The following is a 12,385-nucleotide window of genomic DNA, read 5'->3' as shown; positions in this document are numbered from 1 at the left end:
AGTGAAGTAGAACGTGGCGTTTGGCAAGCAGGATCGCGCCGCTTGAAACGGAACGTGGCTTTTGGCTCCCAGCATGAAATGAAATGTGGCTTTTGGTGCCTAACATGAAGTAGAGTGTGGCTTTTGAGTGTCCGTGTGAAACAAAGTCAAACACAGCCTAGATGCCAAAACTCGTCCCCTTTTTCGTCCCCCATCAAGCCACAAATCATAAAGGGGCTTTTGATGCTGCCCCACTTCTTGTCTCTCACATAAAACGCGCGAGACCAGGCTGATGACTCGCACAAAAATGCCGCCCCAGCAATGGAGCGGCACCAAAATCACTTAGCAGGAAAGCAGAGTCTAATAGCCTAGTCCCTTGTAAGCTTGCGGTGCAGGCGATGAGGTCGCGCAGCATCCGGACCTAGACGGCATACACGGTCTGCTTGATAGTCTTCAAAGTTGCCCTCAAACCAATGCCAGGCACCGGGGTTTTCGTCAGTACCTTCCCATGCCAAAATATGCGTGGCGATACGGTCCATAAACCAACGGTCATGACTAGTAATCACGGCACAACCAGGGAAGGCAAGCAGAGCTTCTTCCAAGCTCTCAAGCGTCTCGGTATCTAAGTCGTTAGTAGGCTCGTCTAGTAACAACAAGTTGCCACCCTGACGCAAGGTCAGAGCAAGGTTGAGCCTGTTACGCTCGCCTCCCGACAAAACACCTGCACGTTTCTGCTGGTCGGTACCCTTAAAACCAAAAGCAGAAACATAGGCACGGCTGGGAATTTCCTGATCACCGACAACAATGTAATCATTACCATCCGACACAACTTCCCAGACATTCTTCTCGGCATCAAGACCAGCGCGTCCCTGATCGACATAAGAAAGCTTTACCGTCTCCCCCAGCTCCAACGAGCCAGACGTCGGTTGTTCCTGTCCCACTATCATTTTGAACAGAGTCGACTTACCTACGCCGTTGGGGCCAATCACACCAACAATGCCATTGCGCGGCAGCGTAAAGCTCAAATCGTCAATGAGTACGCGGTCACCAAAGGCCTTGTGCAAATGCTCAACCTCAAGCACTTTGTTACCCAAACGAGGACCCACGGGAATTTGGATGTCCGTAAAATCAGTCTTTTTGGTCTGGCGCGCCTCCGCCTCCATTTGCTCATACGCAGCAAGACGAGCACGGCTTTTTGCTTGGCGTGCCTTCTGAGAACTGCGTACCCACTCCAGCTCAGACTTCATCTTTTTGGCGCGACGAGCGTTTTGCTTGGACTCCATCTCAAGGCGCGCTGCCTTGGTTTCCAGATAGGTGGAATAGTTGCCCTTATATGGATACAACGTTCCGCGGTCAACCTCGCAAATCCATTCGGCAACGTTATCCAAGAAATAGCGGTCGTGTGTGACCGCCAGCACAGCACCAGGATAATTCTTGAGGAACTGCTCAAGCCAGAGTACCGACTCTGCATCCAGATGATTGGTTGGCTCGTCTAGCAGCAACAAATCAGGTGCCTCCAACAGCAGTTTGCACAGCGCCACGCGACGACGTTCGCCGCCCGACAGGTGGTCGACCTGCTCATCTGGATCAGGACACTGCAGAGCATCCATCGCCTGCGTCAGCTGGCTATCCAGATCCCAACCATTTGCCGCATCGATCTCGGTTTGCAGCTCGCCCATCTCGGTCATCAGAGCATCAAAATCAGCATCGGGCTCACCCATTTCCTCGCCGATTTTGTTGAAACGCTCAATCTTGGCAAGCAAATCGCCAAAAGCCATCTCGATGTTTTCTTTCACCGTCTTGGAATCATCCAAAGGCGGTTCCTGCTGTAGCATACCTACGCTATAGCCTGGTGCCATTCTTGCTTCACCTGCGGAAATGTCTTCCATGCCTGCCATGATTTTGAGCAGGGTTGACTTGCCCATACCATTAGGACCCACAACACCAATCTTGGCGCCAGGGAAAAAGCCCATTGTCACATCATCAAGAATGACTTTGCCCTCAAAAGCTTTGCGAACCTTGTACATCTGGTAGACAAACTCTGCCATATCTCTCCTCATGTCATGCTTTGCATACTACAAAGCAGTCTCACTTTTCTTTACTTCTTAGTCGATAATAACAGGCAAAACAGCTTACTTTCACCCTCACCACTCCGTTCACCGTGTCTCCGCCACCCCAAATCGATTGCTAGCGCTAAAACATGAGACCGCTTGTTAGTATGGCGGCAAGTACCTACGGGTGCGACAAGTGAATACTCTCGGAAGACACGAACGGGAGAGACCGTGGCTCACACGGAGCCGAAGGGGCGGCAATAACTCTCAGGCAAAAGGACCGTTCGTCGACGAAACCTTGGAAAGGTCATCTGACCACCGAAGAAGCAATCCATTTATTTGGAGAATCTTTCAGGTCAAAGACAAGGGCACGGAGCTGCGGTTTTGCTCTGTTCGCAAAACATGACTCTACAGTTTCGCGCTGGAAGCCACAAAGTCTTGAGGGAGTAACTGTGAAAAAAACACCCCTGTACGACATCCATGTAAAAGAAGGTGGCAAAATCGTCCCCTTTGCTGGATACCTGCTGCCAGTACAGTACCCCACCGGCATTCGCACAGAGCACGAGGCTGTGCGTACGCATTGCGGTCTTTTTGATGTATCTCATATGGGAGAGGTACGTTTTTCAGGTCCTGGTGCTCTTGCTACCATCAACCATTTAATTACCAATGACTACAGCAAAATGAAAATAGGCAAATGTCGTTACGGCATTATGTGTAATGAGCAGGGCGGTTGCATTGATGACCTTATCGTCTATAAGTTTGCCGACGATGATTATTTTGTTGTTATTAACGCCGACAATCATGACAAAGACATTGCTCATATGCAGGCAAACTTGCTGCCTAATACGCAATTTGAAGACCTATCGAGCAGCACTGCCCAATTAGCACTACAGGGACCTTTGGCACAAACCATTATCGAAAAGCTCACTGACCCCCAAACGCTACCCCAAGGCTATTACAGTTTTTGTCCTCATGTCCTTGTGGGCGGAATTGAATGCCTCGTGTCAAGCACAGGTTATACCGGTGAAAAGGGTTTTGAGCTGTACTGTGCAAATGAGCATGTCACAAAACTCTGGCAACTTTTCCGCGAAGCAGGCACAGAAGAAGGACTTATTCCTTGTGGTTTGGGCGCTCGAGATACCCTACGCCTTGAAGCGGCCATGCCACTTTATGGGCATGAGATGGATGAGCAGACCACACCACTAGAAGCAGGTCTAAGCTTTGGCGTCAAACTCAACAAAGACGAATTCATCGGACGCACGGCTTTGCTTTCCAAAGGCAATCCGCGCGTCACGCGCGTGGGTCTTGTGGCAACAGGACGCGGCATTTTACGCGAACACCAAAATCTATACATCGCCGATGAGCTCATTGGTCACACAACCTCAGGCACTTTTGCACCCCACCTTAAACAGTCAATTGCTATGGCAAAGGTCGATATTGCTCATGCCGCAGTTGGTACCAAGGCAGAAGCTGATGTCCGTGGCAGGCGCCTAGCTGTGCGTATCGTAGAACTTCCTTTTTACAGGCACGACTAATTTGCAGTTCTTAGCACCAAGCGGACCTAAAAGGCCCGAGTAACTATAAGCAATAAGAAAGGATTGCATCATGGCAGAGGTTAAAGAAGAACTTGAGTACACCAAATCCCATGAGTGGATCGAGAAAAATGGCGATATCTATACAATAGGTCTGACTGACTTTGCGCAGGATTCCCTTGGCGACATCGTATTTGTCAACCTTCCCGAAGAAGGAGATGACGTCACTGCTGGCGAACCCTTTGCTGATATCGAGTCCGTCAAAGCAGTATCCGACGTATTTAGCCCTGTTACAGGCATTGTTGCTGCAGTCAACGAGGAGCTTGCTGATTCTCCTGAGCTGGTAAATGAGGATCCCTATGGCAGTTGGCTCATCAAAGTTGAAGAAGTAAGTGATATAGAAGAGCTGCTTGATGCCAAAGCTTACGAGGAACATTGCGCCAACGAGGAGGCATAAACCATGGGAGTCTACGTCCCATCAACTACCGCAGAGCAAAAAGATCTGCTCTCGGCCGTAGGCCTAAACTCCTTGGATGAACTTTATCAAGTGGTCCCTAAAGAAGCGCTGGTATCCAAACTCGAGCTGCCTACAGGAAAAAGCGAATTAGAAGTTGTTGATACTCTCAGCAAACTCGCCAACAAAAATCAGTGCTTTCAGAGTGTCTTTCGCGGTGCTGGCGCCTACCGCCACTACATCCCCGCAATCGTGCAGAGCGTTACCAGCAAGGAGGAATTCCGTACTGCGTATACGCCTTATCAGGCAGAAATAAGTCAAGGCGTGCTCCAGTCTATCTTTGAGTACCAGACACAGATTTGCGAACTCACAGGCATGGAAGTTTCCAACGCATCATTGTATGACGGGGCAAGTGCTGCTGCAGAAGCCGTGCTGATGTGCCAAGAGCGCAAACGCCAAGAAGTTATTATCTCTGCTACCGTCGATCCGCAAACCATCGCTGTCGTCAAAACTTATTGTGCAAGCCGCAAGGTACCAGTACGCGTTGTAGCTGCAGATAAGTGTGCAACTGACATTGCTGCAGTTGAAAGCACTATTAATGCTGGCACAGCCGCCGTGCTTGTACAAAGTCCTAACTACTATGGCGTAATTGAAGATATCGATGCAATTGTCGCAGCAGCACACAGCAAGGGCGCCAAGCTCGTTATGAGCTTTAATCCAATTTCTCTGGGCTTACTCAAAACTCCTGGTGAATATGGAGTTGATGTAGCGATAGGCGAAGGACAACCTCTTGGTTTACCGCTAAGCTTTGGCGGTCCTTATCTGGGTTTGATGACATGCACAAAAAAGCTCATGCGCAAGATGCCGGGCCGCATTGTAGGCGAAACCTCTGATGCTAAGGGACGCCGCGCTTTTGTATTGACACTCCAAGCACGCGAGCAGCATATTCGCCGTGAAAAAGCTTCATCTAATGTCTGCTCTAATGAAGCGCTGTGCGCTATGACGGCTTCGGTTTATCTAGCAGCGATGGGCCCCAAAGGCATCTATAAAGTCGCACAAAGCTGTACTGCTCATGCACATTACCTGCAAAGACGTCTACAAGAAATCCCTGGGTTTACTTTGCGCGACACGCGTCCTTTCTTCCATGAGTTTCTTACCAACTGTCCCTCTGATACAGACCAGATAATAGCTGCACTGAGCGAGAAAGGAATTCTTGCTGGTCTTCCTGTCGACGGCGGCCTGCTCTGGTGTTGTACCGAACTCAACAGTCGCGAGCAAATCGATCTACTCATTGCTGCCCTAAAGGAGGTGAGCGGCGTATGAAACTCCTCTTTGAGCGCAGCGTTTCGGGACGCCACTGCGAGCTTCTACCCGAACTAGACGTACCTGAGATTAACTTTGATACTGCACAATTACGCATATGCGAGCCAAGGCTTCCTGAGCTCTCCGAAGTCGATATAGCTCGCCATTACACCGAGCTTATGAAGCAGACCCATGGTGTCAATGACGGCTTTTATCCCCTGGGATCTTGCACTATGAAATACAATCCCAGCGTCAACGAAGCCCTTGCCAGCATGCCAAATTTTGCTGACATCCATCCTTTGCAGCCTGTATCAACTGTGCAGGGTTGCCTTGAGCTACTTTATAACATCGATCAATCACTCCGCGAAGTTTGTGGCATGGATGCTACGACATTACAACCGGCAGCGGGTGCCCATGGCGAGCTTACGGGGCTGCTTCTCATTCGTGCTTGGCTCCTCGATCATGGCAAAACCGAACGCGACGAAATTATCGTTCCCGATACTGCGCATGGCACCAATCCTGCCTCGGCAAGTATGGCTGGTTTTCGCGTAATTTCGGTAGTTTCTAACGATGAAGGTGGAGTCGACCTAGATGCACTCAAGGCAGTCGTAGGTCCACACACTGCGGGGCTGATGCTCACCAATCCCAATACACTCGGGCTTTTTGATCACAATATCCTCGAGATTACCCGCATCATCCACAAAGCGGGAGGCCTTTGCTACTACGATGGCGCAAATCTCAACGCAATTATGGGACGCGTCCGCCCAGGCGATATGGGTTTTGATTGCACCCATCTCAACCTACACAAGACCTTCTCGACACCTCATGGCGGAGGTGGCCCAGGCTCAGGTCCTGTACTCTGCAAAGCAGAGCTTGCACCCTATTTGCCAGGACCCCTTATCACCAAGACTGATTCTGGTTTTACCTTTGAAACACCCCCAAAGAGCGTGGGTAGAGTACGCAGCTTCTATGGGAATTTCCTTGTAGTCCTGCGCGCCTATGCCTACATCTTGTCACTTGGTGCAGACGGCATGAGACAGAGTTCAGCCAATGCGGTTCTTAATGCTAACTATCTACTTGCAGCACTGCGTGAGGACTTCACTATCCCCTTCCCTGATTCTTGTATGCACGAATTTGTGATGGACATAGGGCCTCTCAAGGACGAATGCGCTGTATCCGCAATGGATGTTGCCAAGCGTATGCTTGATTTTGGTATTCATCCACCCACTATGTACTTTCCACTTATCGTGCACGAGTCACTCATGGTAGAGCCTACCGAAACTGAGGGCAAAGAAACTCTTGATGAGTTTATCTGCATCCTAAAGACTATTTTGGCCGAGGCGCACCATGATGGGGTTCGCCTTCGCGATGCACCCTTTACCTGCCCTATAGGACGACCTGATGAGGTAGGCGCCGCGCGTAAGCCACGCCTACGCTACGACTTTGATGCTGAGTAAATAAGAAACGCCCAATTACAACGAGAGGGTATCGCAGTGATAAAGCACCTGGGACTCATAGAAGCAAAGGGCTATGACCCCTATGCTAATCTTGCTCTTGAGAGACTCTTATTTGAGCAGACGGGCCCCAATTGCTGCGTACTGTATCTTTGGCAAAATGCCCACACCGTGGTAATTGGGCGCAATCAAAATGCTTTGGATGAATGTGATGTACCCGCTCTTGAAGCTGAGGGTGGGCACCTTGTGCGGCGACTTTCTGGAGGTGGTGCGGTATATCACGATCTTGGCAATTTGAACTTTACCTTCCTTGTACCAACAAAAGACTTTGATATTACAAAGCAAAACGCAGTAGTGCTTAGCGCACTACAGTCGCTTGGCATCAATGCGCAGGCTACAGGTCGCAATGACCTCACCATAGATGGAAGAAAGTTTTCGGGTTGTGCATATTTGCACGAAGGTGAGCATAGCTACCACCATGGAACGCTTCTTGTTACGGCAGATTTTGGTGCACTTAGCCGCTACTTGCGACCTTCACCACTCAAATTACAAGCACGCGGCGTCAAATCGCTACGCTCACGCGTTGTCAACCTATCCGAACTGTCTCCCTCGCTCACCATTAATCAGCTCAAGTCCACTCTTGCCCAGTCATTTGGAAAGGTCTTCAACTCTAAGGTAGAGTACATAGATCCTACTAAAATTGATGAGGATTATCTTGCGCAACTCCGCGAGCGTTTTGCTTCGCCCGCATGGAATCTTGGGAAAAAACGCCATCTGTCCCAAGGGGCTGAAGCTCGATTTTCTTGGGGTACCGTCCGTCTTGACCTTGAGATAGCAGATGGACTCATACAGCAAGCCTATCTCTGGACAGATGCTCTTGCCGAGGGTTTACCTATCTTGGTAGAACGTGCGCTTTCGGGCTGTGCACTTGATGAACCCGAATTGCTTATCCGTCTTGAAGGCGAAAATATAGATACCCAAGTCGCTACTGACCTTACACAATTAGTCCTATCAATTGCTGCCCGCTAGGAGAAAATATGTTTGATATTGCCATTATCGGTGCAGGTCCTGGCGGCTATACCGCAGCCGACGAGGCTGCTCGTCGCGGGAAATCAGTTGTTCTCTTTGAGCGCAATCTTCTTGGCGGCACATGCCTTAACCGCGGTTGCGTACCCACGAAAGCTCTGCTTCGCTCATCTAAAACCTATGCCGAGGCCATCGGCGGAAGTGAATATGGCATCGCATCCTCAGGTGTACAGTTGGACTTTTCTGCCATGCACACGCGCAAGGCAAAAATCGTAACAAGTCTTCGTGATGGTCTCACCAAACTTATGAAAAAAGACAAGGTTAAGCTGATAGAAGGAGAGGCACAGATAGTTTCTGCAAACGATGCATCATGCACCATTGTTTGTGGCAACATGGAATACGAAGCACGTGAGACCGTCATCGCCACAGGCTCTGTCCCTAAACGCATCCCCATTCCTGGCATTGAGCTTCCTGGAGTACTCACCAGCGATGACATCCTTGAGGGCGAAGGGAAAGATCTTTCCTCATTGATAATCATTGGTGGTGGCGTTATCGGAGTCGAATGTGCAGAAATATATGCTGCATTAGGTCGACAAGTTACCATCCTTGAGGCAATGGAGCGCATACTGCCACCCTTTGACAAGGAAATCGCCCAACGGGTAAACATGCATCTCAAAAAATCAAACGTCAAAATTGAGATTGCTGCTCGTGTTGCTGAAATTACGCAACAAGACGATATCCTGTGTGTCAGATATTGCAACAAAAAGGGTGATGAACAGCAGATTTGTGCTCGTGGTGTACTTATTGCTACTGGGCGCACTGCCGAAACAACTGGACTATTTGTAAATAATATCCACGCAAAGTTAGAACACGGTGCCCTTGTTTGCGATAATGACGGACGCAGCAGCTTGCCTCATGTGTGGGCAATTGGCGATGTCCGTGCAGGAACAACTCAACTCGCACACGTAGCAATGGCCCAGGCACGCAATGTTATACGTGTCATTTGTCATGAAGAACAGCTTATGAATGAACAGCTCATCCCTAGCTGTGTCTATACCTCACCTGAGGTAGCATCCATCGGCATTACTGAAACCGAGGCAAAAGAGCGCGGACTCTTAATCCGCACAGCAAAAGTTGTCACTGGATCCAATGCAAAATGCCTGATAGAGGGTGGTGACTCAGGCTATCTCAAGCTAATTTCCGCAAAAGACAATGGACGAATTTTGGGGGCACAACTTGTATGTCCGCGTGCCACAGACCTCATCGGAGAACTCACTGTAGCCATCGCGCAAGACATGACAGCAGCTCAGCTTGCTGCGGTAATCCACCCACATCCCACCGTGAACGAACTCATTGCCGAGGCCGCTCTCCAGTTGATATAACCAGTGATCGTCTTATACCTTGGGTCGCTTCTTATGCCTTGGTTCGCTCAGTCCAAACATGCCCGCATTTGTTGCAGAGGTACTGCTTGATGACCCACTCACCATCTTGGTAGGTCTCCGTACGAACTACGTCCTCACTGCCACATTCAGGACAATCCGGCATCATCAGATACTCATCGAGCTCGCTGGAATCTACGTAACTAATAGCCATAGCGCATCCCCTTGCGTCCGCCTTAGGCGGCAGTACTACCGCCTTTTACGCAACACGACGTCCTTACCAACAAAACTCTAACGCCAAAAGTCCCTACATAAACCTGTCTAATGCATACCCATAATCACACCGATAACATAGGGTACAAGCCATACCAACCAGACAAAAAGGCTTAGACGGTGAAAAGTGTGAGCACGCTCTTCATTGTGACTCACAAGCGTCACAGTTGCCCAAATTGCATGAAATGCCATAAGTGCAATCGCTATAGCACCAGTAACTGCATGTAATCCAATTCCTGTAGCACCTGCTTGGGCAATCCGGCTCATCAAAGCCGTGCCTGTACTATCGCAAATCAAGCCCAACCAAAACATGGCAAGATGTATTGGTTTGAGTACTTTTGCGTGGCGTTCGGAAAAGACACCAATGGTGTACAAAATAAGTGCGAGCGTAATTGCGATGATTGCAGCTAATAGCATTGGTTTCATGAGTTCCTCTGCCTCATATGATTTTGCTCTCCCTAGCTATCCTACGCCCAAACGCCCCACTAGAACCCTTACGTTTGGGGCAACTCGGGCATCTCGGGCAAACCACACCATTGACGCACACGTTGCAGCATACCCTCAGTATCTAATACCCCATATGCAAAACCTTTACGCACCAGCTCAACTGGCACATAGGCATCATACTTATCAAAAACAGGCACTTCTCCAGGATAAAGCAACTCAAGGGGATCTAACGGACGCAGAGCCTGCTTGGCAAGCACATCAACAAAAGTTTGAGCATCTGCTTTCATACGAAATTGCAAGAAGTACGGACGACTTGAATCCAACCCCTTAAGTCCTAGCTCCTCTGAACAGCGCAGTTTAAGGAAACGCTCCAGAGCCAAAAAAGCATAGCTACCCAGCCAAGGAAACAACGCCCAGCTATCTCCACCGATATTGATAAGTGGCACTTTAAGCATGCCTGAAGCGCGTGCTGTACGGCGCGCCTGAGCAAGACGAGCGCGGGCATTATCCATTAGATAGGGATATGCCACATCTTCTACGAGACAGCGTGCCATACGCTCGAGTACATGGGTATGAATGTCGCCTGGACACTCGCCAAAATAGGCGGGTACTTGGCCTTTTACCTGTGTGCAGTAAACCAAATGCCGTTTATGATCCACTTCTTCTACCAGCCAAGTGGCACCCGCAATAGCAATTTTGTCACCAACAGGTGGCGGCATCACCGTAGTGCCAAGCTCTTGGCTTTCACTACGAACGGTGTACTCCTCACTCTCAACAAAGACTCCGTAGAAGCGGTAATTGTTAACCACACGCTCCCCCGCCAAGCCCACAATAAGGCCGCCTTCATCAGTCTGCTGAATTTGTTCACTCGCAATTAAGTGGTGAAGCAGTACTCGATAGTCATCTGTTGTAACCCGTTGGAATGGTGTGAGGGTCAACACGTGTACAGCAAGTTCTGCAGGACTCATTTCACCATTTGATGCCAGTGTTGCCATTGTCTGGTGATAGAGCAGGCTAAAGGGTAGACGGTCCAAGCGTGGAGGCTCAACCCAGCGCTCTTCAAGATATAGCTGCACCAAAGCAATACCTTGCAAAAGTTTCCAAGGAATAGTTTCACCCAAGCTAGAGCGAGGTTCGGGTCGTTCTTCCCGCATGACAAACCACATCTCGGACGGCGTACCACGACGACCCGTGCGACCCATGCGCTGCAAAAAACTTGATACCGTAAAAGGTGCACCAATTTGGAATGCTCGTTCAAGTCTTCCAATATCAATACCAAGCTCAAGAGTTGAGGTTGTAATTGTGGTGAGGGCTGTTTCTTCGTCCTTCATCGCATCTTCGGCAGATTCTCGCAAGGGAGCAGAAAGATTGCCATGATGGATTAAAAAGCGATCTGGCTCGCCAGTTGCCTCACAATATGAGCGAAGCATCGTAGTAACCGCCTCAGCGTCCTCGCGCGAATTGGCAAAAACCAAGCACTTCCTACCTCGGCTATGCTCAAAAATATATCCAAGACCTGGATCTGCTAATTGGGGTGCTGTATCAGTCTTGCCCTCATAGCTACGCTGAGACATACGAGCAAGTCCTTCTTCAGCCAGTGTACCCCCATCCACTTCGATATCGGTCAATACAGCCGCATCTTCTGCCTCATGCCGACGTGCATAGGGACCGCGTCCCAACTCGTCATCGACAGCTTGATAATCACTGACATAAAAATGTTCCATTGACAAGCGCCAACGTTGACCCGCATCATCAATGCGCGGAATGAGCGTATTGCGCCCTGTACCTGCAGAAAGATATTCGCCCGTACGCTCGGGATCGCCCACTGTCGCAGAAAGCCCAATACGACGTGGCCGCACTCCTGCTATACGAGACAAGCGTTCAATCACACAAAGAGTCTGAGCGCCACGATCGCCACGCATGAGAGAATGTACCTCATCAATCACAATAAAACGCAAATCACCAAAGAGTTTGGGAATTGCTGAATGACGATGTAGCAACATTGCCTCAAGAGATTCTGGTGTAATCTGCAAAATTCCTGAAGGATGCTTCATCAGTTTTGCCTTACGCGAAGCAGCAACATCTCCATGCCAACGCCAGACAGGAATCTCTTCCTCTTCGCAAAGTTCCTGCAAGCGTCCAAATTGATCATTTATCAGCGCTTTTAGTGGACCCACATAGAGTACTCCAACAGAACTTGAGGGTTCTTCTTCCAAAATTGACAGTATGGGAAAAAATGCCGCCTCAGTTTTGCCAGAAGCTGTGGATGCGCAGAGCAACACATTATCGTCCGTATCAAAAATCGCATGAGCAGCAGCCACTTGCACCCCGCGCAGCGACTGCCAACCATTGCGGTAAATAAAATCCTGAATAAACGGCGCGTAGCGCTCAAATGCTTCCATATTTCCTCCCAGCATTTCACGCTAGCACAAATGTTCGGTCATGTACTTCTCACAGTATCGGGTAGGAGGCGCGCCGTTAGCCAGTG

The 12,385-nt window shown here is 49.6% G+C and carries 10 protein-coding genes and 2 riboswitches; of the genes, 6 read left to right on the top strand and 4 right to left on the bottom strand.

Features of this window, described 5'->3' with window-relative positions; all coding sequences use genetic code 11:
- Positions 1-347: 347 nt before the first annotated feature.
- Complete coding sequence (ettA, locus tag HMPREF9069_RS03740; RefSeq protein WP_035438395.1) at positions 348-2,027, bottom strand: energy-dependent translational throttle protein EttA; 1,680 nt, start codon at positions 2,025-2,027, stop codon at positions 348-350.
- A gap of 213 nt (positions 2,028-2,240) precedes the next feature.
- Positions 2,241-2,323, top strand: a riboswitch (glycine riboswitch).
- 3 nt (positions 2,324-2,326) lie between these two features.
- Positions 2,327-2,398, top strand: a riboswitch (glycine riboswitch).
- 84 nt (positions 2,399-2,482) lie between these two features.
- Here ettA and gcvT point away from each other — a divergent pair.
- The 6 genes from gcvT to lpdA all read left to right on the top strand — a co-directional run bounded on the left by gcvT (position 2,483) and on the right by lpdA (position 9,180).
- On the top strand, positions 2,483-3,565 hold the full coding sequence (gene gcvT, locus HMPREF9069_RS03735) for a glycine cleavage system aminomethyltransferase GcvT (RefSeq protein ID WP_021625817.1): 1,083 nt from the start codon (positions 2,483-2,485) through the stop codon (positions 3,563-3,565).
- A 70-nt stretch (positions 3,566-3,635) separates the two neighbouring features.
- Complete coding sequence (gene gcvH, locus HMPREF9069_RS03730) at positions 3,636-4,019, top strand: glycine cleavage system protein GcvH (protein ID WP_021625816.1); 384 nt, start codon at positions 3,636-3,638, stop codon at positions 4,017-4,019.
- A 3-nt stretch (positions 4,020-4,022) separates the two neighbouring features.
- Positions 4,023-5,339 (top strand): aminomethyl-transferring glycine dehydrogenase subunit GcvPA, encoded by a 1,317-nt coding sequence (gene gcvPA, locus HMPREF9069_RS03725; RefSeq protein ID WP_021625815.1) that lies wholly within the window; start codon positions 4,023-4,025, stop codon positions 5,337-5,339.
- The gene (gene gcvPB / locus HMPREF9069_RS03720) at positions 5,336-6,775 is read left to right on the top strand and encodes an aminomethyl-transferring glycine dehydrogenase subunit GcvPB (protein ID WP_021625814.1); all 1,440 of its coding nucleotides are present in this window, start codon (positions 5,336-5,338) and stop codon (positions 6,773-6,775) included. Before gcvPA ends, gcvPB begins: the two co-directional genes overlap by 4 nt.
- A 36-nt stretch (positions 6,776-6,811) precedes the next feature.
- Complete coding sequence (lplA, locus tag HMPREF9069_RS03715; RefSeq protein WP_021625813.1) at positions 6,812-7,801, top strand: lipoate--protein ligase; 990 nt, start codon at positions 6,812-6,814, stop codon at positions 7,799-7,801.
- An 8-nt stretch (positions 7,802-7,809) separates the two neighbouring features.
- A complete protein-coding gene (gene lpdA / locus HMPREF9069_RS03710) occupies positions 7,810-9,180 on the top strand; it encodes a dihydrolipoyl dehydrogenase (protein ID WP_021625812.1) in 1,371 nt (456 codons plus the stop codon).
- A gap of 31 nt (positions 9,181-9,211) precedes the next feature.
- On the opposite strand, the gene HMPREF9069_RS03705 is transcribed toward lpdA, so the two are convergent.
- From HMPREF9069_RS03705 to HMPREF9069_RS03695, 3 genes are all read right to left on the bottom strand, one after another.
- The gene (locus tag HMPREF9069_RS03705) at positions 9,212-9,391 is read right to left on the bottom strand and encodes a hypothetical protein (RefSeq protein WP_021625811.1); all 180 of its coding nucleotides are present in this window, start codon (positions 9,389-9,391) and stop codon (positions 9,212-9,214) included.
- 107 nt (positions 9,392-9,498) lie between these two features.
- Positions 9,499-9,876 (bottom strand): HsmA family protein, encoded by a 378-nt coding sequence (locus HMPREF9069_RS03700; protein ID WP_021625810.1) that lies wholly within the window; start codon positions 9,874-9,876, stop codon positions 9,499-9,501.
- 68 nt (positions 9,877-9,944) lie between these two features.
- Positions 9,945-12,299 (bottom strand): DEAD/DEAH box helicase, encoded by a 2,355-nt coding sequence (locus tag HMPREF9069_RS03695; protein ID WP_035438393.1) that lies wholly within the window; start codon positions 12,297-12,299, stop codon positions 9,945-9,947.
- Positions 12,300-12,385 lie beyond the last annotated feature (86 nt).

Origin of the sequence: Atopobium sp. oral taxon 810 str. F0209, assembly GCF_000466405.1 — a bacterium.
Lineage (GTDB): Bacteria > Actinomycetota > Coriobacteriia > Coriobacteriales > Atopobiaceae > Olegusella.
This window is presented reverse-complemented; position numbering and strand designations above follow the sequence as displayed.

Excerpts from the sequence above, each read along its gene's own strand:
- ettA (WP_035438395.1), bottom strand. The coding sequence starts at position 2,027 with ATGGCAGAGTTTGTCTACCAGATGTACAAGGTTCGCAAAGCTTTTGAG.
- gcvH (WP_021625816.1), top strand. The coding sequence starts at position 3,636 with ATGGCAGAGGTTAAAGAAGAACTTGAGTACACCAAATCCCATGAGTGG.
- gcvPA (WP_021625815.1), top strand. The coding sequence starts at position 4,023 with ATGGGAGTCTACGTCCCATCAACTACCGCAGAGCAAAAAGATCTGCTC.
- gcvPB (WP_021625814.1), top strand. The coding sequence starts at position 5,336 with ATGAAACTCCTCTTTGAGCGCAGCGTTTCGGGACGCCACTGCGAGCTT.
- lpdA (WP_021625812.1), top strand. The coding sequence starts at position 7,810 with ATGTTTGATATTGCCATTATCGGTGCAGGTCCTGGCGGCTATACCGCA.
- HMPREF9069_RS03705 (WP_021625811.1), bottom strand. The coding sequence starts at position 9,391 with ATGGCTATTAGTTACGTAGATTCCAGCGAGCTCGATGAGTATCTGATG.
- HMPREF9069_RS03700 (WP_021625810.1), bottom strand. The coding sequence starts at position 9,876 with ATGAAACCAATGCTATTAGCTGCAATCATCGCAATTACGCTCGCACTT.
- HMPREF9069_RS03695 (WP_035438393.1), bottom strand. The coding sequence starts at position 12,299 with ATGGAAGCATTTGAGCGCTACGCGCCGTTTATTCAGGATTTTATTTAC.